The sequence below is a fragment of the Qipengyuania sp. genome, assembly GCF_965277845.1.
GTDB lineage: Bacteria > Pseudomonadota > Alphaproteobacteria > Sphingomonadales > Sphingomonadaceae > Qipengyuania.
On sequence record NZ_OZ255844.1, the window covers coordinates 2,144,429 to 2,165,456 of the forward strand.

At 59.8% G+C, this 21,028-nt stretch carries 17 protein-coding genes, 1 tRNA gene and 1 other RNA gene; 12 read left to right on the forward strand and 7 right to left on the reverse strand.

All coding sequences use genetic code 11. The features are described 5' to 3' along the window. Window positions 1-4: 4 nt before the first annotated feature. The 6 genes from ACQY4G_RS10545 (at window position 5) to ACQY4G_RS10570 (ending at window position 6,128) form a co-directional block, all read left to right on the forward strand. Complete coding sequence (locus tag ACQY4G_RS10545; RefSeq protein WP_067688040.1) at window positions 5-283, forward strand: ETC complex I subunit; 279 nt, start codon at window positions 5-7, stop codon at window positions 281-283. A gap of 124 nt (window positions 284-407) precedes the next feature. After that, window positions 408-502: signal recognition particle sRNA small type (gene ffs / locus ACQY4G_RS10550), an RNA gene on the forward strand. Between the two features lie 61 nt (window positions 503-563). Beyond that, complete coding sequence (locus tag ACQY4G_RS10555) at window positions 564-2,378, forward strand: DNA polymerase III subunit gamma/tau (RefSeq protein ID WP_421990793.1); 1,815 nt, start codon at window positions 564-566, stop codon at window positions 2,376-2,378. Continuing rightward, complete coding sequence (locus ACQY4G_RS10560) at window positions 2,375-2,710, forward strand: YbaB/EbfC family nucleoid-associated protein (RefSeq protein WP_067688050.1); 336 nt, start codon at window positions 2,375-2,377, stop codon at window positions 2,708-2,710. The genes ACQY4G_RS10555 and ACQY4G_RS10560 overlap by 4 nt, the downstream gene beginning before the upstream one ends. A 503-nt stretch (window positions 2,711-3,213) precedes the next feature. Then, window positions 3,214-5,601, forward strand: coding sequence for an endopeptidase La (lon, locus tag ACQY4G_RS10565; RefSeq protein ID WP_421990797.1), 2,388 nt, complete (start codon window positions 3,214-3,216; stop codon window positions 5,599-5,601). Window positions 5,602-5,855: 254 nt separating this feature from the next. Then, window positions 5,856-6,128 (forward strand): HU family DNA-binding protein, encoded by a 273-nt coding sequence (locus ACQY4G_RS10570; RefSeq protein ID WP_067688059.1) that lies wholly within the window; start codon window positions 5,856-5,858, stop codon window positions 6,126-6,128. A 100-nt stretch (window positions 6,129-6,228) separates the two neighbouring features. Here the strand turns inward: ACQY4G_RS10570 and ACQY4G_RS10575 are convergent, their stop codons facing one another. Together ACQY4G_RS10575 and rlmB are read right to left on the reverse strand one after the other, a co-directional pair. After that, window positions 6,229-7,038, reverse strand: a complete 810-nt coding sequence (locus ACQY4G_RS10575) for a hypothetical protein (protein WP_421990799.1) — start codon at window positions 7,036-7,038, stop codon at window positions 6,229-6,231. Window positions 7,039-7,090: 52 nt separating this feature from the next. Then, complete coding sequence (rlmB, locus tag ACQY4G_RS10580) at window positions 7,091-7,831, reverse strand: 23S rRNA (guanosine(2251)-2'-O)-methyltransferase RlmB (protein ID WP_428483066.1); 741 nt, start codon at window positions 7,829-7,831, stop codon at window positions 7,091-7,093. A gap of 190 nt (window positions 7,832-8,021) precedes the next feature. On the opposite strand from rlmB, the gene ACQY4G_RS10585 reads away from it, so the two are divergent. Together ACQY4G_RS10585 and ACQY4G_RS10590 are read left to right on the forward strand one after the other, a co-directional pair. After that, window positions 8,022-8,107 (forward strand) — tRNA-Tyr (locus tag ACQY4G_RS10585). Window positions 8,108-8,315: 208 nt separating this feature from the next. Continuing rightward, window positions 8,316-9,527 (forward strand): tyrosine-type recombinase/integrase, encoded by a 1,212-nt coding sequence (locus ACQY4G_RS10590; protein WP_421990801.1) that lies wholly within the window; start codon window positions 8,316-8,318, stop codon window positions 9,525-9,527. Between the two features lie 256 nt (window positions 9,528-9,783). On the opposite strand, the gene ACQY4G_RS10595 is transcribed toward ACQY4G_RS10590, so the two are convergent. Beyond that, window positions 9,784-10,995, reverse strand: a complete 1,212-nt coding sequence (locus ACQY4G_RS10595; RefSeq protein WP_421990803.1) for an alpha-hydroxy-acid oxidizing protein — start codon at window positions 10,993-10,995, stop codon at window positions 9,784-9,786. Window positions 10,996-11,172: 177 nt separating this feature from the next. Here ACQY4G_RS10595 and ACQY4G_RS10600 point away from each other — a divergent pair, with 177 nt between their 5' ends. From ACQY4G_RS10600 to ACQY4G_RS10615, 4 genes are all read left to right on the forward strand, one after another. Continuing rightward, window positions 11,173-11,814: a TetR/AcrR family transcriptional regulator gene (locus tag ACQY4G_RS10600; protein WP_067688069.1), complete on the forward strand. Its 642-nt coding sequence runs from the start codon at window positions 11,173-11,175 to the stop codon at window positions 11,812-11,814. Between the two features lie 101 nt (window positions 11,815-11,915). Further along, the gene (locus ACQY4G_RS10605; RefSeq protein ID WP_421990805.1) at window positions 11,916-14,213 is read left to right on the forward strand and encodes a TonB-dependent receptor; all 2,298 of its coding nucleotides are present in this window, start codon (window positions 11,916-11,918) and stop codon (window positions 14,211-14,213) included. A 17-nt stretch (window positions 14,214-14,230) separates the two neighbouring features. Beyond that, window positions 14,231-15,133, forward strand: a complete 903-nt coding sequence (locus tag ACQY4G_RS10610; RefSeq protein WP_421990807.1) for an MBL fold metallo-hydrolase — start codon at window positions 14,231-14,233, stop codon at window positions 15,131-15,133. Between the two features lie 5 nt (window positions 15,134-15,138). After that, on the forward strand, window positions 15,139-16,374 hold the full coding sequence (locus ACQY4G_RS10615; RefSeq protein WP_421990809.1) for a cytochrome P450: 1,236 nt from the start codon (window positions 15,139-15,141) through the stop codon (window positions 16,372-16,374). 13 nt (window positions 16,375-16,387) lie between these two features. On the opposite strand, the gene ACQY4G_RS10620 is transcribed toward ACQY4G_RS10615, so the two are convergent. From ACQY4G_RS10620 to ACQY4G_RS10635, 4 genes are all read right to left on the reverse strand, one after another. Continuing rightward, the gene (locus ACQY4G_RS10620; RefSeq protein ID WP_421993628.1) at window positions 16,388-16,909 is read right to left on the reverse strand and encodes a zinc-binding dehydrogenase; all 522 of its coding nucleotides are present in this window, start codon (window positions 16,907-16,909) and stop codon (window positions 16,388-16,390) included. Continuing rightward, window positions 16,839-17,363 (reverse strand): alcohol dehydrogenase catalytic domain-containing protein, encoded by a 525-nt coding sequence (locus tag ACQY4G_RS10625; protein ID WP_421990811.1) that lies wholly within the window; start codon window positions 17,361-17,363, stop codon window positions 16,839-16,841. The genes ACQY4G_RS10620 and ACQY4G_RS10625 overlap by 71 nt, the downstream gene beginning before the upstream one ends. A gap of 9 nt (window positions 17,364-17,372) precedes the next feature. Continuing rightward, the gene (locus ACQY4G_RS10630; RefSeq protein ID WP_421990813.1) at window positions 17,373-19,331 is read right to left on the reverse strand and encodes a flavin-containing monooxygenase; all 1,959 of its coding nucleotides are present in this window, start codon (window positions 19,329-19,331) and stop codon (window positions 17,373-17,375) included. Window positions 19,332-19,394: 63 nt separating this feature from the next. Further along, window positions 19,395-21,020, reverse strand: a complete 1,626-nt coding sequence (locus ACQY4G_RS10635; RefSeq protein WP_421990815.1) for an AMP-binding protein — start codon at window positions 21,018-21,020, stop codon at window positions 19,395-19,397. Between the last annotated feature and the right edge of the window lie 8 nt (window positions 21,021-21,028).

Sequence of the window (21,028 nt, forward strand, 5' to 3'; positions counted from 1 at the left end):
CTCCATGACCGCGAGAATCTACCAGCGACCGAAAAACGCCATGCAGTCGGGCAAGGCCCGCACCGATGAGTGGGTGCTCGAATTCGAGCAGTCCGAGGCACGCCAGGCCGACCCGCTGATGGGTTGGACCGGCAGCGGCGATACCCAGGCACAGGTGCAGCTGACCTTTCCGAGCAAGGACGAGGCCAAGGCCTATGCCGAGAAATACGGCATCGTCGCCCGCGTTCACGCCACGCCTCCGAAGGGGCTCAAGCTTCAGGCTTACGCCGATAATTTTCGGTAGCTTATAGTCATTGTGAGGAGCCGCAGGCGACGCGGCAATCCAGTAAGCACAGGACTGGATTGCTTCGCTATGCTCGCAATGACTGAGAGCTTGAAACTGCGCCAACATACCGCCATATGGCGCGTCGGGAGTCGGTCGGACGTTAGCGTTCGCTCACCGGGTCAGGTCCGGAAGGAAGCAGCCCAGGTGGATTGCGGCGGGTCGGCCGGCTCCTTTTTCACCCACAATTCGTGATGGCTGCGGCATGACTTTTGCCGCGCCAGTGCCTACCTAGTCGGGCATGGGTGATTCACCGGACAATCCAGACGGCCTGCCTTGGGAAACCGGGAGCGAGGAGGTCGACGCGCCGAGCGCTGCGGAGCTTGAAGAAGCTGGGCAGGAATCGATGTTCGGCGCACCGTCCGCTTCCGAACCCACGCCCGCAGCCGAGGAAGCCCTTCCCGCTCCTTCGGCGTCCGCACCGCCCAAAGCCGATCCGGCGCAGCCCTATCGCGTGCTGGCGCGCAAATACCGCCCGCAGACCTTTGCCGAGCTGATCGGTCAGGAAGCGATGGTGCGCACGCTGGCCAATGCTATCGCCCGCGACCGGCTGGCGCACGCCTTCCTGATGACCGGTGTCCGCGGGGTCGGGAAAACCTCGACCGCGCGCCTGATCGCCAAAGCGCTCAACTGCATCGGGCCCGATGGCCAGGGCGGTCCGACGATCAGCCCCTGCGGTGTGTGCGAACCATGCCAGGCGATCGCCGAAGGCCGCCATATCGACGTGATCGAGATGGACGCGGCATCTCACACCGGCGTCGACGACGTGCGCGAAATCATCGAGGCGGTCCGCTATGCCGCGGTCTCGGCGCGCTACAAGATCTACATCATCGACGAAGTCCACATGCTCTCGCGCAACGCTTTCAACGCGCTGCTCAAAACGCTGGAAGAACCGCCCGCGCATGTGAAGTTCCTATTTGCGACTACCGAGGTCGAGAAGCTGCCGGTCACGGTTCTCAGCCGCACCCAACGGTTCGACCTGCGGCGTATCCCGGTCGAACTGCTCGAAACGCACTTCGCCGAGATCTGCCGCAAGGAAGGCGTCGAGGCCGATCCTGAGGCGCTGCATATCGTCGCCAACGCGGCCGAAGGCTCGGTGCGCGACGGGCTTTCGATCCTCGACCAGGCGATCGCCCATGCCGATCTGGATACGGAGGGCAAGGTCACCGCGGAACGCGTGCGTGACATGCTCGGCCTTGCCGACAAGAGTGCACAGCGCAGGCTCTTCGCGCATATCCTCGAAGGCGAGGGCAGGGCGCTGCTCGAGGCGGTGGACGAACAATATGCGCTCGGCGTCGAGCCGCTGGCACTGATGCGCGCGCAGATGGATCTCGCCCATCGCATCACAGTTGCCCAGGTCTCTGGCAGTGAACCCGAAGGCGCCAGCGCGGACGAGCGCGAGCAACTCGCCGATTGGGCCGGGCGCTTGCCCGCCGGACAGCTCCACCGCCTCTGGCAATTGCTGCTCAAGGGGCACGAGGAGGTCCGGCTTGCGCCCGATCCGCTGGTCGCGCTGCGTATGGCATTGCTTCGCACGCTGCATGCGGGGCAGATGCCCGATCCGGGCAAGTTGGCAAAGAAGATCGAGAAGTTCGCGGAAGCGGGTCCCGCACCGGCCCCTGCTGCTTCCGGTGAGACAACTGCCGCTGCGCCGCAAGCCTCTCTAGACTGGCAGGAACTGGTCGATGGGATCGACGCATCCGGCCTGCTGCAGGAGGCGAGCATCATGCGCCTGCAGGTGCGGGTTGTAGACCTTGCCGACGGTGTCCTGCGCTACGGCCGCGATGCCAAGTTTTCGGACGATATCGCGCCGGTTCTGCGCGATGCCTTGCACCGCCACACGGGCAAGCGCTGGACTGTGGAAGAGGTGGCAGGCGGAACAGGCGCCCCGTCGCTGGTCGAGGTGCAGCAGGCCGAGCGTGACGCTGCTGCAGCGGCTACGCGCGCCCACCCGTTGGTAAAGGCGGCATTCGATGCCTTTCCCGACGCCGAACTTATCGATGAAGGCGGCGTATCCCCCCAGCGCCGCGAAATACCCTGGAGTAGAAAAGCATGAATATGGAAGAAATGCTCGCGCAGGCCCAAAAGGCCGCCGAAACGATCCAGAAGCAGATGGGCGATGCCCAGGCCAAGCTCGACGAGATCGAGGTCGAGGGATCGGCTGGCGGCGGCCTGGTCAAGGTGCGGGCGACCGCACGGGGCCGTATTCTCGGAGTGACGATCGACGAGAGTCTGATGAAACCGGAAGAGAAGCAGATGGTCGAGGATCTCGTGACCGCGGCTTTCAACGACGCCCGCGACCGTGCGGATCGCGTCTCGGCGGAGGAAATGGGCAAGATCCAGCAAGGCGTCGGCCTGCCCCCGGGCTTCAAGCTGCCCGGCATGTGACGATGATGTCAGGCCGAGCATGACCTGACCCGCCCTACTGCGCCATCCTCCCGGTTGCCCCGAGCGGCACGGTCGTCGCGGTTCCCGGAGGCTGCAACCGCCTGAGCGTGCAGCTACCTATGCATGTCGCGGATGAGGCAGCCGATCTGCACGCAGATCGCGTTCTTCGTCGAACGGCCGCCAGCCTTTCTGGTGGTCGCGGATCAGTGGCGCGCTGCAGCGCGTGCATTTGGTGCGAAAGTTGATTCCGTCATGTCAGACGCGGCGCCGGTTGACGTTATGACTTCCCACCTTGCAGATGACCGAACTCAGCATGGCTTTGACTCCAAAGGAGAAATTAAATTTCCTCTTTGCCCCCGTTCGGGTTCATAGCTTAGGTTAATGACAGGTTGATTGTAATACTGCGCCATCCACATGACTTTTGAATGCAGCGTTGCGCAGTGGGACAGGCCTCACCATATTCCTATCGAACGGCCGTTGGCGGCCCTGATTGGAATTGATTGATGACCCAGACTTTCCCCCTCCTCCCCTTGCGCGACATCGTGGTGTTTCCCGGCATGGTGGTGCCCCTGTTCGTCGGTCGCGACAAATCGGTGGCGGCGCTCGAAGCGGCGATGGAAGGCAGTAAGGATATCTTCCTGCTCGCTCAGCTCGATCCCGGTTGCGACGATCCCGAGCGCGACGATCTGTTCGACGTCGGCGTTGTCGCTCAGGTTCTGCAATTGCTCAAGCTGCCCGACGGCACGGTACGCGTGCTGGTGCAGGGCAGCGCAAGAGCGGCGCTCGAGCAGCTCGCCCCGCGCGGCGACTATGTCGAGGCGTCGGTGAGCGTGACCGATGCGGTGACCGCGTCGGGCAGTGAAGTCGTCGCGATGATGCGCCAGGTAATCGAGCAGTTCGGCGAGTATGCCAAGCTCAACAAGAAGCTGGGCGAAGAGGCCGCCGAGCAGCTGGGCGATATCGACGATGCCGGCGAACTGGCCGACACGATCGCAGCGGCGATCAATGCCAAGGTGTCGGACAAGCAGGCTCTGCTGGTCGAGAAGGATCCACTCAAGCGGCTCGAAATGGTCATGTCCTTCATGGAAGGCGAGCTATCGGTGCTGCAGGTCGAGCGTCGCATTCGTGGCCGTGTGAAGCGCCAGATGGAAAAGACCCAGCGCGAATACTACCTCAACGAGCAATTGAAGGCGATCCAGAACGAGTTGGGCGGCGACGATGACGGCAGTAACGAAATTGCCGAGCTGACCGAGAAGATTGCCAAGACCAAGCTGTCCAAGGAAGCGCGCGAGAAAGCGGAAGCGGAACTGAAGAAGCTCAAGGCCATGCAGCCGATGAGCGCCGAGGCCACCGTCATTCGCAACTATCTCGACGTGTTGCTCGGCTTGCCGTGGGGCAAGAAGAGCAGGGTCAAGAAGGACATCGGCAAGGCACAGGAAGTGCTCGATGCCGATCACTATGGACTCAAGAAGGTCAAGGACCGCATCATCGAGTATCTCGCCGTGCAGGCGCGCACGCGCAAGCTGAAGGGGCCGATTCTGTGTCTCGTCGGCCCGCCGGGCGTCGGCAAGACGTCGCTTGGAAAAAGCATCGCCAAGGCGACCGGCCGCGAGTTCGTGCGCCAGTCATTGGGCGGCGTGCGCGACGAGGCGGAAATCCGCGGTCACCGGCGTACCTATATCGGCTCACTGCCCGGCAAGATCGTCAGCAACCTCAAGAAGGCGGGCAAGATCAATCCGTTGTTCCTGCTCGACGAAATCGACAAGCTCGGCCAGGATTTTCGTGGCGATCCCGCCTCGGCATTGCTCGAAGTCCTCGATCCCGAGCAGAACAGCAAGTTCCAGGATCACTATCTCGAACTCGATCTCGACTTGTCGGACATCATGTTCGTGACCACTGCGAACAGCCTCAACCTGCCGCAGCCGCTGCTCGACCGGATGGAGATCATCCGTCTGGAAGGCTATACCGAGGACGAAAAGGTCGAAATCGCCACGCGCCATTTGCTGCCCAAGCAAGTCAAGGAGCATGGGCTCAAGAAGGGTGAATTCGAACTCACCGAAGAGGGCCTGCGCGATCTCATTCGTTACTACACGCGCGAAGCGGGCGTCCGCACGCTCGAACGCGAACTTGCCCGCTTGGCGCGCAAATCCCTGCGCAAGATCCTCGAAAACGAGGTCGAGAGTGTGACGATCACGCCCGAGAACCTCAGCGACTTTGCCGGCGTACGCAAGTTCAAGCACGGGATGAGCGAGGAAGAACCGCAGGTCGGTGCCGTGACCGGACTGGCCTGGACCGAGGTGGGCGGCGAGTTGCTGACCATCGAAAGTGTGACCACCCCGGGCAAGGGCGAGATCAAAACGACCGGCAAGCTCGGCGAAGTGATGAACGAAAGCGTCGCGGCCGCCTTCAGTTTCGTGAAGGCACGCGCGCCGCATTACGGGATCAAGCCGAGCCTGATCCAGCGCCGCAATATTCATATCCACTTGCCCGAAGGTGCGGTGCCCAAGGATGGGCCGAGTGCAGGCGTGGGCATGGTAACGTCGATTGTGTCCACCCTTTCGGGCGTTCCGGTTCGCGCCGAGGTGGCCATGACCGGCGAGGTGACCTTGCGCGGTCGCGTTCTTGCGATCGGCGGTCTCAAGGAGAAACTGCTCGCGGCGCTGCGGGGCGGGATCAAGAAGGTCCTCATCCCCGAGGAAAATGTAAAAGACCTTGCCGAGATTCCCGACAATGTGAAGGATGGCCTGGAAATCGTGCCGGTCGCCCATGTCGATGAGGTACTGGTCCACGCACTCTGTAGTGTACCGGAGCCGGTCGAATGGACCGAGGCGGACGATCTGGCGAGCCAGCCGGACCATTCCCATGGGGCTCCGTCACCGACCGCGCATTAACAAAAGGCATGCTGCGCTGCAGCGACTCGGATCGCCCCCCGGCGCCTTGACCGGGGGGCTTCGCCCGCGCTTGGCAGATCACGGGATGGTGAATTCGCGCTTCACCTCAATTTTCGCTGCTCTGGCCCCGAAATCCGCCGGTTTTGGCCGATTTTATCTTTGACACTGCCGACAAAAAACTCTCAATTCGTCCGCCTTCACCGAGGCGATTCAGCCAACACCATTCGATTATAAGAACAAGGGGGTTTTCACCTATGAACAAGAACGACCTGATCAGCGCGGTTGCCGATTCCAGCGGCCTGTCCAAGAGCGATGCTTCGAGCGCCGTCGAAGGTGTCTTCGATTCCATCAGCAAGGCCCTGTCGAGCGGTGACGAAGTGCGCCTGGTCGGCTTCGGCACCTTCTCGGTTGCCAAGCGCAAGGCCTCGACCGGTCGTAACCCGCGCACTGGCGAACCGATGACCATCAAGGCTTCGAACCAGCCGAAATTCAAGGCCGGCAAGGGTCTCAAGGACGCCGTCAACTAAACGGTCTTGTCTGACCGGCGCTCCGCACGCCTCGCGGAGCGACAATGGGACTGAATTTCGCCGTGCTTTCCTTCCCGGAAAGCGCGGCGTTTTCGTTTGCTCAGTCGAACGCGATGAGCGCGGTCGGCGCCTGGCTGGTTGCCGGTCCGATTCTCCACGATAGAGATTGCCCGAGGGCGTGGGGAGCCGGTCCCTCGTCAGTGTTGTTCGCCAGAATCCGGCCGTCGGTCACAATGGTGAAGGTGCCTTCCGGGATGACGATCCGCGGCATCTCACCGCCGTCGTCGGCCTCCGACATGGCTGCCATCGCCGCAAGCGGGGCGCCGCCCAACATTGGGTTGGTGTCTTTCTGACCGACAAACCCGGGTGCATCGATACGTATCTGGTCGCCATCGCGCAGGTGCACGCCGACGAAGGCGTTGAAACCTTGTATGCGCTCGATGGTGGGGAAGACGAAGTCGTGACCCAACGTGCCGGAGATTGCGAATTCCACGTCGAAAAGGCCGTCGCCCCGGTATTCGACCCGCTGCCACCCGCGCTGGCGTTCGAGCCGGTTGGCCAGTTCCTTGGCCGCTTCGGGATCCGACGGGTCTATGCCACCGAGGAAGGCGCGCATCTGCTCTGCCTCGCGTGCCTGCTTCTCGCGGCGCTCTTGAGCGTTCGCATCCCATTCTTCACGCTGTTTAGCGATTTCAACCGCCGAGCATTCGCGAACGTCGAAATCGTCGTCGTAACATTCCGCCTCGAAGCTCTCATCGCTGTTTTCGGCAAGATCGGCGAGCTTGCTGAGTGCGAGCATCTGGATCTCTCCAGTGTAGGAGAAGGCGAAGGTATCGTCGGCTAGCAGTTGCAGTTCGCTGGTGAACTTCCCTGGCGAGAGCATACAGCCGGTCAGCAGCAGCGGCGCCATCAGGATGGTGAGCAAGCGTGTCATGCGTTTTCCCCCAAGTCGACGATGCCGGCTATCGCGTCGCTACCGCGTAGAGCGCGATTGCGCCGGCATTGGATACGTTCAGACTTTCGATCCGCTCGCCGATCGGCAGTTTGGCGAGCGCGTCGCAATGCGACTCGATATTATGCCGCATGCCTTCGCCTTCCGCACCCAGCACGAGCGCGACGGGACCTGCGGGTAGCGCTTCGGCGAGTGTGGCGTCCGCGGCGCCGGTCAGTCCGATCCGCCAGTAACCGGCTTCGGCCATCTGCTCCAGCGCACGGGCAAGATTGACCACGCGCACCCAGGGCAATACTTCGAGCGCGCCGGAGGCCGCCTTGCCGATGACTCCGCCTTCGGGTGGCGCATGGCGATCTTGGGTGACCAAGGCTCTGGCGCCGAACGCTGCGGCCGATCGCATGATCGCCCCGACATTGTGCGGGTCGGTTACCTGGTCGAGTACGACGATCGGGCGTTCTGGATCGCCGTCGAGGACCTCGTCGAGGTGAATGTCTTCCAATGCGGCGCATTCGAGCACGAGGCCCTGATGTGGCGCATCTTTGGCCACAAGCCGCGCAAGATCGGTGACATCGGCATATTCGACCGGGAAATCGGATGGCAGTTCGCCATCGAGCGTGTCGATGGCCTCGCGGGTTGCCCACAATTTTCGGTGCACCCGGTCCGGGTTCTTGAGCGCTGCCTCGACCGCATGGCGGCCCCACAGCCTCACCTGGCCGGCACTGGCGCGGCCGCTGCCGCGCCCGCCCTTCATCCGGCCTGCCCGTCCTCGCAGAGCCCGTTTGCGTTCGCCTTTTGCCATCATATTCGTCCAGTTTTCTGTATTGGTTGCAGCCTGTGCCAGCGAGGGCATTGACAGGCAAGGCTCGCTTCGCCAAAGGGGCGCCTCTCGGCACGGGGTCGCCACTGCGATCCCTCGATTTCCTAAGCGAAATGGCCCGTGTGGACAGGTGGCCGAGTGGTTAAAGGCAGCAGACTGTAAATCTGCCCGCGCAAGCGTACGCTGGTTCGAATCCAGCCCTGTCCACCACCACCCTTTCTTTCAGCATCTATCCGTATCCCCAGAAATCCATGGAAACCCTTGGATTTCTGCGATATATTGCCCCTATTTCGTCCGCTTATGGCCATCGCGATCCACCTGCATCCGAGGCCAAGTGTGGGGGTAATGTGGGGGTGAGGGTGCTTACCCCCACACTTCGGATTGGTGATCTCGTGCGAAAAAGTGTGGGGGTAGAATCATGGGCAAACTATCGGCGGTAGCGGTCAAGGCAGCTTTGGCGAATCCGGGGACCTATCAGGACGGGGATGGGCTATTCCTCAAGGTGGACAAGCGCGGCGGCGCATACTGGAATTTGCGACTCCAGCGAGATGGCAAGCGACAAGACCTGGGGTTGGGCAGCGCTAAACTCGTAACGCTTGCCGAAGCACGCGAAAAGGCGGCTGAAATGCGCAAGGCCGTGAAGGTCGAAAAGCGCGATATTCTCACGGAGCGCAAGGACGAGGCTGCCGCCAAGGTGACCTTCCGCGAAGCCGCCACAAAGTATCACTCCGACAACGAGGCGGGCTGGAAGAGTGCTGTCTACACCCGCCAGTGGCTAGCCAGTCTGGAGAACTACGCTTTCCCCAAGCTCGGTGACATGCCGACCGGCAGCATCACGGCAGCTGACATCATCGATGTGCTCACGCCGATCTGGCAGGAAATTCCGGAAACCGCCCGCCAGGTACGCAACCGGATTTGCGCGGTGCTGGACTATGCGCACGCCAAGGGCTGGCGGTCGACCGAATCGCCATCGGGCAACAGCAGCCTGAAAGCGGGTAGGGGTCTGCCACGGCAAATCAAGAAAACCCAGAATCGGAAGGCGATGCCCTATGTCGCCATTCCAGCGTTTCTGACCGCCCTGAGACGCAGGCCATCCTTCGGACGTTTTGCGCTCGATCTCCTCATCCTGACCGGCACGCGCTCGCAGGAGGTCCGACTTGCGACATGGGAGGAATTCGATCTGGAGGAACGGCTCTGGACCATCCCTGCAGAACATATGAAGCGAAGCAAGGCACATGTGGTCCCGCTCTCGGAGGCTGCACTGGGCGTGCTAGCAAAAGCGGATGCATTCCGGATCGAAGGTGCCGAAGTGGTCTTCTCAGGCGCGACCGGCAAGGCGATGTCCGACATGACGCTGCTCAAGGTGCTGCGCGACATGCAGGAGCCTTTCCACGTCCACGGCTTCCGCTCGGCCTTCACGGATTGGGCAGCGAACGCAGGCTATCCGAACGCGGTTGTCGAGGCCGCGCTGGCCCACAAGACGCCAGACGCGGTTCAAGCCGCGTATCGCCGCACTACCTACCTTGGTACCAAAGAAGACCCCGGTATGCGCGTGAAGCTGATGGATGCATGGGGAGCCTATTGCTCCGGTACAGTCACAGTCAGCGAAGCTCTCGCCGCGCACGACTAGCGCACTGCTCACCGCAAGCAGCCCGCCGCCACAAAAGGCGCGCATGGCCTCGCCATGCCGCCTGCCTTCCTGCGAGGATGGGATGGGGAGGGAAAACCGCCAATCGATGCCTTGGCGCGGGCCAGCGGGCGTCAGAAAAGGCATCCCGTTTCACGATCATTCAGCTGTTTTCACGTGACTATTTTTGCGTCCCGACCTCGATGCCCCATATTTGCCTCAGGACTCGAGCGCTAGAAAGGTTCGGGTCCCGCAAGCCCTATTGCCTTGTGGATTGGGCACCAGCCGAACGCACCGCATCGAGTGTCGGGTAGCCGTTGACGGCCATCAAAAGATCGGCTTCCGCGAGGATCGAATGAAGGACATGTGCGGCGCCTGCAGCGCCTCCGATCGCAAGACCGTAAAGATAAGGGCGTCCGATCCCTACCGCTGTCGCTCCCAGAGCGATGGCCTTGATGACATCGCTGCCCGAACGCACGCCGCTATCGAACAGCACTGGTGTGCTGCCAGCTCCCTTAACCACTGCGGGCAGCATGTCGATTGCAGCGATTCCACCGTTCGCCTGCCGCCCGCCGTGGTTCGAACAATAGATCGCGTCAACGCCAAGATCCGCGGCGCGACGTGCATCGTCCTCATGGCAGATGCCCTTGAGGACAATCGGAAGACTGGTCATGTCCCGGAACCAAGCTATGTGATCCCATGTCAGGACCTTTCCGAAGGTCGCCGCCCAAGTGCCGACTGCGGCTGCCAGATCTTCCTCGGGGGGCTTGTTCAGCAGGCTGCGAAAGACAGGATCGCTAAAATAGTTTTCCAGTACCTTGCCGCGCAGCTGCGGAAAGTTAGCCGTGTTGAGGTCGCGGGGACGCCAGCCAGTGAGCCAGGTGTCGAGCGTGATCACAAGCGCCCGGTAGCCGGCCGTCTCGGCCCGATGCACAAGGCTTTCGGCGACACCATCATGCTTGGGCGTGTAGAGCTGGAAGAAACCCGGGGTGTCTCCGCCGGCCGCCGCGACTTCCTCTAGTGGCGTGTTCGACAGAGTTGAGGCGCAGAACGGCACGCCCGTTTCGGCCGAAGCCTGCGCGGCGGCGATATCGCCCTTCCGGTCCTGGGTGATTTCTCCGTTAAGACCGATCGGCGCCATGAAGATGGGCGAATGGTATCTGCTGCCGAACAATTCGATCGAGAGATCACGCTCGCCGCAATCGACAAGCATCCGCGGCACCATCCCCCAATGGTGGAAGGCGCTGGCATTGCTGTCCTGCGTATGCTCATCACCACATCCGCCCTGGACATAGTTCAGAAGCATCGGCGAGAGGGCCTTTTCCGCCCGCGTCTGGAGCGAGGCGAAATCGACCGGATAGTCAGGCAGGATGCCTGAAAGACCGGCATTGTAGATCGCGTTTTGCATGTCGCCGAAGTGCGTCATTTCATCTTTCTCCTGGCTCTTGTTCTCGGCCTCGTCTTCGAGCATGCAAGGCTCTTGCAACAGCCCTTAGGTCTAGGTCAGATGCGCGGCTGTACCAAGCCCTGAAAAAAACTACTGGCCAGTAGATGCGTTTTTTGGCATCCTTGGATTCGAAGGTGGAGAAAGCGTCCACCAACCGGAGATGGAATTGCCAAGACGCGCCCCAAATCCTGCGGTTTCGCCATGTCAGCTGTAGCCAAGCCGCTTGCCAAGCCTGCGGCAGGTCGAGGAGCATCGCTGAAGAGCGAGTTCGTTGCCTTCAAGACCAATCGCATTGTCGAAGTGGCCAGCCACCTGTTCTACCAGCGTGGGTATAGCAGTTGTACGCTTGACAACGTCGCTGACAACCTGGGCGTAACCAAACCCTTCCTATATTCCTACTTCAAGAACAAGGAAGCCATTCTCGCTGCCATTTGCGAAGTCGGCATTAGCGAAGCCCTTACGATTCTTGAAACCACATTGGCCGGAGAGCACAAGAATCACCGGGAGCTTCTTGCCGAAGTCGTGCGGCAGGTCGGCAGGATCGTCATTGATCGGCAGGAATACGTCGTGGTCTACTTGCGCGAGATGAAGCATCTCAGCGCAACGGACCACGAACGCATCCTGCGCCTGAGGCACTCATTCGATCACCAGATCGCTGAGCTCATCCGTGAAGGTATCGAAGCGGGCGAATTTCGGCAGGACACGGACTCCTTTGTCGCCGTCTGGATCGGCGGCCTCATAAGCTGGATACCGACCTGGTATTCGCCAGATGGCCAGCGTTCGGCCGAAGAAGTGGTCGATCAGCTCGTCTCTGCCGCCCTGCGGCTTGCAGGCGCTGAATAGCGCAGAATCAATTTGTTTGAGGAGCAACTCGGGGTTGCATTTTTTTATTTAACGATACCGGCAAGTAGAAAATCAGAGGCCTGGTATGAAGGGGAGAGAGTATGAAACTTAAGAGCACCAGGCGCGTGCTGCTTTCAGCTACCGCCATCGCATCCATTCAGTGCGCCAGCCAGGCCAGTGCGCAGGCAGCCGAAGAGCCCACGGCGCCGGCCGCCGCTGAGGAAGAGCGAAATCCAGTCATCATTGTCACGGCCACAAAGTCCAATCAGTCCCTTGAGGATACCGCAGCAGCGATCTCGGTGCTCGATGCAGATGCTATTGGACCGGGAGGGATCGAAAACGCGGGCGATCTGTCGGCCGCCGTTCCCAATGTTTCAGTTGGTGACCAGTTCGGGGTGAACCGCACCTTCATCCGCGGTATTGGTCTGACGAGCATTGATTTGGGTGCAGATGGCGCAGTCGCATTTCTGCAAAATGGTGCGATCAACAGCCGCCCAGCAGCGCAGCTCAGCGGTTTCTACGATATTGAGCAGATCGAAGTTCTGCGCGGGCCTCAGGGAACGACCTATGGGCGAGGGGCTACAGCAGGTGTCATCAACATTGTCACTGCACGGCCCACTCCTTATTTCGAGGGATATGCCAGGGCTACCTATGGCAATTACGACGCTCTGACCCTTGAAGGGGCGGTTGGCGGGCCGATCGCCGGCAAAACGCTCGCCTTCCGCGTGGCCGGCAAGTACGAACAGCGCGATGGCTACGGCGAAAACCTCTTCACCGGCAATCCCGTCGACGACCGCGATGCCTACGCTTTTCGCGGATCACTGCAGGCAAACCTAACGCCTGATCTCGAGCTTCTTGTCGTGGCGGACCACTTCAGGGAAGACGACTTCAACTACGCCTTTCACTATTTCGGCCCCACGGTCGTGCCGGAAGCTTTCCTTCCCGGGCCGCTCCTGGGCGGCGACACCATCTTCGATTACTACGCGGACCGCGGCGAGCCGGTAAATGCGCGCAACATTTATTCCGACGAAGACGCGATCAATGATCGCAAAGGCTCAAGCATCCAGGCAATCGCAACGCTGGATAAGGGCGACTTTACGCTCACCTCTACCACGGCCTATCGCAAGTTCGAGCGCTTCAATCGGGACGACCTCGACGTTTCTGACATCAATGCGTTCGGTCAGAACAACTACACTGAAGACAGCGAATCCTTCAGCCAGGAGTTCACCTTTACGGCCGACCTTGGCGGATTCGATCTGCTCGGAGGAGCGATGTATTTCGAGGAGGATCTCTTCGGTGAAGTCCGCGTGCCGACCGTCAATCTCGCCCAGTATTTCAACGTCCTTCTAGGTACCAATCTCCCGCCGGACCTGTTCGACCAAGGGAACTACCTGCAACGCGGAACGGTCAAGACAGAGGCCGTCGGAGCATATCTGGAAGGATCGCTTGAGATTGTTCCCGACCTGACCTTCACAGCCGGGGCCCGATACAACTGGGAAAAGCGCTCGGGGACCGGCCGTTTTACCTTCGAAGCGCAAGGCTTGGATATCCCGACCGACAAGACTGGGGACTGGGATTCGATCACGCCGAAGTTTGTTCTCGAGTACCAGACTCCAGGCGGAACGCTGCTGTACGGAAAGGTAACAAAAGGGTTTAAATCAGGTGTGGTGAACATCGGTAGCGTAAATGACGTGATCGAGCCTGAGAATGTGTGGAGTTACGAGGTGGGCCTGCGTGGCGAAACGAGGGACGGTACCTTCGGATACAGCGCTGCAGCTTTCTATTATGACTACACCAACCTGCAGGTGGGCTTCGTCAACGAGAACAGCATCGTCGAAACCATCAACGCTGCGTCGGCTCGCAATTACGGACTCGAATTGGAAGCGACGCTCCGCCCAGCGCGCAATACCACGTTCCGTATCTTCGGGACCTACCTCAATGCTAAGTACACCGACTTCTGCAACGGCTACTATGCAGCCGGCGATCCGACACGCAGGCAGTTTCCAGCCTGCCCTGATAACCCTGCGCTATCGGACCTGTCGGGCAATCGTTTGGCCAATGCGCCAGAGTTCACCGTGGCGATCTTCGCTGATCAGACCATCGATCTTGGCGATACCGGATCGATCGATCTTTCCGCGGACATGAACTTTCAGGACGAGATCTTTTTCACAGAGTTCAATAATCGGGATGCTCGACAGGAAGCCTTTGCCCTGGTCAATGCGAGCATCACCTACCATTCGCCCAACAAGCGGTACTCGGTGGCCCTGTGGGGCAAGAACCTGTTCGACAAATATGCCCTTGCGAACACAATCATCACCGCGCCACTCTATGGGTTCGTTTCGGTTGGGTCGCTGAGGCCGCCCCGGACCTACGGTGTCACGCTTGGAGTGGACTTTTAAAGCGGCAAGGACGCACCATGGCGGAAGAAGCGTTTCGCATCGGATCGTTCAAGGTCTACCGGATAGAAGAGTGGCAGGGCGGTTTCAGTCCGCCCGAAGATCTCTTCGCGGAATTCGAGCCTGACGCCTTTTCACAAAGAGCGTCAGGCTTTGAGCCAGACTTCATGCGCGACGGGATGCTTTACGCCTACCTTCAGAGTTGGCTGATTGACACCGGTGAAGAGCGTATCCTGATCGATACTGGTGCAGGTAACGCAAAGGAGCGGCCGGGCATCCCGGTCTTTGGCAATCTCGACGGCGATTTTCTTGAAAAGCTGGGCGAGGCAGGCTTTGCCCCGGACGATATCGACAAGGTCTTCTGCACTCACCTCCACATCGATCACGTCGGCTGGAACACCCGTCTGGTCGGCGATCGTTGGGAAGCTACATTCCCGAATGCCACCTATTTCCTCCCACGACTCGACGAAGAGGCCTGGAATCCGCAGAAAGACCGATTCTCATCCATGACCGGAGCGGTGGTCAACTCGAATGTTTTCGAGGATAGCGTAGCCCCGATCATTGAAGCAGGTCTCGCCGAGCTGGTGAATGACGGAGCTTCGATCGCCAATGGGATGTCCGCTCACTATTCTCCGGGCCACACACCGGGTCACATGGTCCTTGAAGTAACCTACGGCGGACAGATTGCACTGTTTACCGGCGACATCCTTCATCATCCGATGCAGGTCTATCGACCCGACTGGAACAATGTTTACTGCGAAAGCCGCCCCCAGGCCGCCAGTACCAGGCGCCGTATCCTAGAACAGGCCGCAAGCACCGGTGCAAGGATCGTCCCGGCGCATTTCGGGGCGCCACACTTCGTCTTCGTCGAGCGTGCGAGCGAGGGATTCCGTCCCGTATTTCCAGACCAGATAGCGGAGTAACGCTAATGGCCAGCAGTTCCGCCAAAGTAGCTTCCTTTGCCCCCGACGCGCCGGAGATAAGACAGGATCCCTATCCCATTTTTGCCGAACTGCGCGAACATGACCCGATACATCGATCGGATTTGGGATATTGGGTAGTGAGTCGGCATGAGGATGTTCGCTCGGTATTGATGGATCGGGAAAATTTCGGTCAGGGCGATTTCGTTGAAAATATCCGGCTGTTCTATGGACCCCACTTCGATGTCCTAGGACAGCGGTCATACAAATGGCTTTCCGAAGTCTTTCTGATGCAGGACCCTCCGCATCACACTAGGGTCCGTGGTCTGGTTACAGGCGCGCTGAATGCGCGACGGGTACGAGCGATGGAACCGCGCATCCGAGAGATTACCGACAGCCTGGTCGACGCAATGGTCGAGCGGGGGACGGGCGACGTCATTGCTGACTTCGCTTACCAGCTTCCCGTCCGTGTCATGTGTGATATGCTTGGGATTGATGCCGAGGACTCGCGCCTGCCGGCAGTCATGGCAGCCATCGCTCAAAGTTTTATTGTGTTCGAGGCACGAGCGCTGAGCCCGCATGAGCTCGCCACCGCCAACGAACAGATTGGAGTATTGCAGGAGTTTTTCGAAGAGCTCTTCGCCGAGCGGATGCGCGAGCCGCGCGATGACCTCGCGACAGCGCTCGTTCAGTCAGGTGGGCAGGAGGACTCGCTGTCGCATGACGAGCTCGTTACGGTTGCCATCGGGCTTTTCGGGGCAGGCTTCGAGACGACGGCACACATGATTGGCAACGCCCTGCTGTCCTTCGCTCGTTATCCCGAGCAGTGGGCGGCATTGGTCGCAGAACCGGATAAGCTTGCAGCTGGGGCGGTAGACGAAACCCTGCGCTATGAAAGTTCCCTCATAGCCACCTACCGCACGGCTCTTCGCGAAACGGAGATACGCGGGGAGACGATCGATCCCGGTGCCAAGGTGCTGACGCTGATCGGGGCGGGCAACCGCGATCCTCGGGTGTTCGATGATCCCGACAGCTACAACATCTCTCGTGATGCGAAAAAGCACCTCAGCTTTGGCGGCGGCATACACTTCTGCGCGGGCGCGGAACTCGCGCGACTGGAAGGCCGGATCGCATTCGAGCAGCTCGCCCGCCGATTGCCGACCCTGAAAGGAGATGCGAGCAATCCGCAATGGCGCGAAGGTTTCCTCTTTCGCGGACTTTCTGCCCTGCCGGTCAGCTGGTAAGCGGCACCCGCCCTCAGGGTCTGACGACGACTTTTCCGATGCGCTTCTCGTCGTTCACATAGGCGATCGCCGAAGCCGCATCGTCAAGAGCAAAGGTTCGGCCGATCGCAGGGGCGAGCCGTCCTGACGCCGCGAGCTGCAGCACTATCGACAGGATCTGGCGCACTCGCGCGGGATCAGTCTCCCAGAGATAGCGCGCGTCGACACCGACCAGCTCTCCCGATTTTAACAATGGGAGATTCGCCGGAAGGCTCGGAATGCCATCTGCGGACGCGAAGCCGACAACAAGATGGAGACCACGCTTTGCGAGCGAGCGGAAGCACGGCTCGAACAACCCGCCGCCCACCGGGTCGAACACCAGATCGACGCCTGATGGATATGCGCGCTTGAGCTTGTCGCGCCAGTCTTCGTCGCGATAATCGATCACCTGTGATGCACCCGCGCGGGAAACCATCTCTCGCTTCTCATCGGTTGAAGCCAAGCCAATCACGCTCGCTGACGCGGCACTGGCAAGCTGGACCGCCGCCGCGCCCACGCCGCCTGATGCTCCGGTGACCAAGAGCAATTGCCCCGGTTTGAGGCCCCCGCGATCGAACAACCCGTAAAAGGGCGGTCAGATAATCAAGCAGCAGGGAGGCGGCCGCTGCAGGTTCGAGATCTGCCGGTACCGGCACTGCATGATCCTGGCGAACTATCGCCATCTCGGCCAGCCCGCCACCGAATTGCCAGGCCGCAATCCGCTGGCCTGGGGCAAAGCCAGAAACCTCTTGCCCGACAGCTTCGACTGTACCGACAATCTCGCCGCCCGGTACAAAAGGCGTGGGCGGCTTGATTTGATACAACCCGCGCATGACGAGCTGGTCGACGAACCCCAACGCCGTCACCTCGACGGATATCAGCAGTTCGCCATCGGCTGGGGTCGGAGTATCGACGCTCTCAAGCGCGAACGCTTCGAGATTGCCGAGTTCGTGACCGCAATATGCGCGCATACCGATAGCTCAGCTCGACTGGGCTTTCTTGACGATTTCTTCCCGATCCTGTTCGAACTTCAGATCGTTCACGTCCGGCTTGCGTGTCATTCGCCAGAAAGCGTCGTTGCGCCAGGGAGTGATGGCCACCACTCTGCCCTTCGAATTGCGATACCAGTTCTCCGTTCCCGGGTGGGTCCAGACCAGCTTATCGTGTGCCTCATCAATTTTGCGCAGATAGTCTTCGTAGACCTTGTCGCGCACTTCCACAGTTTGTGCGCCCCTGTTGCTGGCCGAAAGAATTACCTCACCAGCGAAATGCATCTGGTTCTCAATATTGCGAATCATGCTGCCGCCGTGGCCCGAGCCGACATTCGGTCCAAGGAGGATGAAGAAATTGGGGAAACCTGGCACCAGCGTCCCCAGATACGCCGCAGCGTCATCTTCGCCCCATTTCTCGCGCAGGACCTCTCCACCGAGACCGATGATGTCATAGGAGCCTAGGACATTCGTCGTTTGAAATCCTGTCGCCAGGATGATGACATCAGCCTCTACGGTCTCTCCCGAGGAGGAATAGAGCGTGCTTCCTTCCACTCGAGCCAAATGCTCGGGGATGAGTTTGACATTCGGCTTCTTGATCGTGCGATACCAGCCGTTGTCGAGTAGCATCCGTTTCGCGAAAGGCGGATAGTCAGGCAACACGTGCTCGATCAGGTCGGGTCTATCTTCCAGCTCTTCATGCACATAGCGCGTGAAGGCCCGGCGATGGCCATCGTTGATCTTGTTTACCGCGCGCTCCGGATGTTTCCATTGCGGATCCCGGAACAGTGTGCCGTGCACCCTGTCGTTGAAGGTCCAAGACAGGCGTTGTTCAAGCCAGGCACGGTAGAGCGGCACCACTTGCATAAGATAGCGCACGCCGTCTGGGATTGTCTTTCTGAACTGCGGGAAAGGCGCAGCCCATTGCTTCGATCGTGCAAAGAGAGTCAGACTCTCGACTTCGTCGGCAATGGCAGGCGCGACCTGCATACCCGAGGCGCCGTTGCCGATCACGGCGACCCGTTTCCCGGCAAGGTCGACATCACTCGGCCAGCGACTGGTATGATAAACTTCTCCGGCGAAGCGATCGAGACCCTCTATCTTGGGGTATTTGGGAATATTGAGAATGCCGACTGCGCTGAAGAGATAGTCTGCACTGTGAGTCTCGCGCTTGCCGTCCGGTGCGGTGACCGTGACGTCCCATCTCTCGCTGGTATCATTCCAGCGCGCCTCTTCCACATGCGTGTTGAACCGCGCGCATTCGTAAAGGCCGAACTCTCGCGCGGTATCGAGCAGATAGTTCTCGATCTCATCACGCAATGGAAAATACATCGACCAGTCGTTCGGTCGACAGGAGAATGTGTAAGTGAGCGACGGGGTATCGACCCCACAGCCAGGGTAGCGATTTTCAAACCAGGTGCCGCCGAAATCCTCGTTCTTTTCGAACAGCGTGTAAGGGATTCCAAGATTGTTGAGTTCGATACCTGCACAGATACCCGACACACCACCACCAATGACGATCGCGGTTTTTCCCACACTCTCGATACTGTCCAGGCCCGATACCTTATCGTAGTCCATTCCGGCCGCAATGATGTCGCCATATTCCTCGGGCACCTCCTCGGTCATCGCAACACTCAGCATCTGCGCCAGCTCGGCGTTGCCGGGACGAGGAACCGCCAGTGGCGCTCCGCCCAGCCACCGGTCGATCGCCTTGGCTGCCGATGCACGGATTTCGTCCTGCACATCTTCGGGCAACTGCCCGCTGTCGTTGTCATCGAGGCCCGGCGAACGCTTCGGAGCATAAGGTTCCTCAAGCCAGTGCTGTTCGCCGGTCATCTGGTAGAGAACCATCAACAGTGCCGGAATGTTCGCCTTGGCAATTCCCTGCTTGAGGAGATCGCGATCAATCTCTTCCGCGCGGACCGGTCGTTCGGAGAAGGGCTGGCTCATTGCTTATGTATTCCCGGCATTGGGGGCGCCCTGCAGCGACCGCCTGTTTGAAAGGTGTTGGCTTCATGAATTGAAGCTCTCCCTGCGGACGCGCAGGCCCGCAGCCTCGCGGTCCCACGTATCGTCGGTAATTCCCTCGCTGCGCAGCTCTGCCTTCATCACCTTTGCGGAAGGCGTTTTGGGCAACTCCTCGAGGATTCTCACGTAACGAGGGACCATGAAGTAGGGCATGGTCTCGATAAGAAACTCTGCAAGGTTTTGCGGGTCGATCGACTTTCCGGGTACTGGCGCCGCAACGACCATGACTTCATCTTCGGAATACTCGCTGGGAACAGCGATGGCCGCAGCTTCGCGCACAGCGGGATGGCGGCAGACGTCAGCTTCTACCTCGAAGGACGAGATATTCTCGCCGCGCCTCCGGATGGCATCCTTTACCCGGTCAACAAAATAGAAGTATCCGTCCTCGTCCCGGCGGAATGCATCGCCCGTATGAAACCAGCCATTGCGCCAGGCTTCAGCAGTCGCTTCAGGATTGGCATTGTAGCCGCTGTTCATCGCCCAGGGTCTGTCGGTCCGCACCAGCATCTCGCCGATTTCGCCGATCGACACCTCGCAATCGTTCGTATCCACCAGACGGACCTCAACTCCGTCGCGAACGGTTCCGCAGGTTCCGATCTTGATCGGATTTGCTTCCGATACGATCGGGGAAGAAATCTCCGTCATGTTGAAGATCGTGTAGATGTCGACGCCGAAGCGTTCCGTGAATGCAGGGGCATCGCCGGTTAAGGGAACCATGAAGGCCTTCTTCACCGTATGATCCCGGTCTCCAGGTCCTGGTTCCGCCTTGAGCAGGAATGTTGCCATTACGCCGAGCAGAAACACGACGGTTGACTGGGTGGCTTTCGCGACAGACCAGAACTCATCAGTCGAGAAATTGTCGATCATTGCCACTGATGCACCGCGCGCCAGCATGACGAACGGAGGACCCATGCCACCGATATGGAAGATTGGAGCAACGCACATGTACCTGTCGTCTTCGCCCACCATCGGCCAGGATACCGGCCCGGCGTTGGAGAACATGTGCAGATAGGAGGACAGCACCCCCTTCGACGGGCCAGTCGTACCCGACGTGTAGATAATCGATTGAATGTCCCAGGGCTCGATCGGTCGATCGAGAGGAAGCGGATCGTTCTCGTCGCCAGATAGCGAATCGAAACGGGTGACCGGCAATGGCGCGCAATCCGCGTCCCCGTTCGTTGTGACGACCAACTGCTCCACCTTCGCCAGATCGATTTCCGACAAGCGTGGCAGCAGGTCTGGATGCACCAGCAGAAAACGCGCTCCAGAATTCGCAATCACGTGCTGCAGTAGGCTGCCCCGGTATGCAGTATTGAAGGGAACGAAAACCGCGCCAATGTAATTGATAGCGTAGAAAGCGAGCAGAGCGTCGGGCCCATTCGGCAACCATACGGCTACATGCTCACCCTGGCGAATTCCGAGGTCGCGGAGCCCCGCAGCTTTGGCCCGGACTTTCTTCTGCAATTCAGCGAAAGTCCATTCATCGCCATCGGCAAAAACCACATGCGCCTTTTCCGGTCGCTCGGCTGCCCATCTGTCGACAAGATAGCGCAGGACGCATACATCGCGGTTCGGAATACGCGGATCGGTGAAATCATCTTCTTTGGCCACGTCGTTCC

Coding starts and splice junctions, on each gene's coding strand:
- ACQY4G_RS10560 (WP_067688050.1), top strand. CDS start 2,375: ATGAATATGGAAGAAATGCTCGCGCAGGCCCAAAAGGCCGCCGAAACG.
- ACQY4G_RS10610 (WP_421990807.1), top strand. CDS start 14,231: ATGGCGGAAGAAGCGTTTCGCATCGGATCGTTCAAGGTCTACCGGATA.
- ACQY4G_RS10545 (WP_067688040.1), top strand. CDS start 5: ATGACCGCGAGAATCTACCAGCGACCGAAAAACGCCATGCAGTCGGGC.
- ACQY4G_RS10570 (WP_067688059.1), top strand. CDS start 5,856: ATGAACAAGAACGACCTGATCAGCGCGGTTGCCGATTCCAGCGGCCTG.
- ACQY4G_RS10595 (WP_421990803.1), bottom strand. CDS start 10,995: ATGCTCGAAGACGAGGCCGAGAACAAGAGCCAGGAGAAAGATGAAATG.
- ACQY4G_RS10630 (WP_421990813.1), bottom strand. CDS start 19,331: ATGAGCCAGCCCTTCTCCGAACGACCGGTCCGCGCGGAAGAGATTGAT.
- ACQY4G_RS10575 (WP_421990799.1), bottom strand. CDS start 7,038: ATGGCGCCGCTGCTGCTGACCGGCTGTATGCTCTCGCCAGGGAAGTTC.
- ACQY4G_RS10600 (WP_067688069.1), top strand. CDS start 11,173: ATGTCAGCTGTAGCCAAGCCGCTTGCCAAGCCTGCGGCAGGTCGAGGA.
- ACQY4G_RS10555 (WP_421990793.1), top strand. CDS start 564: ATGGGTGATTCACCGGACAATCCAGACGGCCTGCCTTGGGAAACCGGG.
- lon (WP_421990797.1), top strand. CDS start 3,214: ATGACCCAGACTTTCCCCCTCCTCCCCTTGCGCGACATCGTGGTGTTT.
- ACQY4G_RS10605 (WP_421990805.1), top strand. CDS start 11,916: ATGAAACTTAAGAGCACCAGGCGCGTGCTGCTTTCAGCTACCGCCATC.
- ACQY4G_RS10625 (WP_421990811.1), bottom strand. CDS start 17,363: ATGCGCGCATATTGCGGTCACGAACTCGGCAATCTCGAAGCGTTCGCG.
- ACQY4G_RS10615 (WP_421990809.1), top strand. CDS start 15,139: ATGGCCAGCAGTTCCGCCAAAGTAGCTTCCTTTGCCCCCGACGCGCCG.
- ACQY4G_RS10590 (WP_421990801.1), top strand. CDS start 8,316: ATGGGCAAACTATCGGCGGTAGCGGTCAAGGCAGCTTTGGCGAATCCG.
- rlmB (WP_428483066.1), bottom strand. CDS start 7,831: ATGAAGGGCGGGCGCGGCAGCGGCCGCGCCAGTGCCGGCCAGGTGAGG.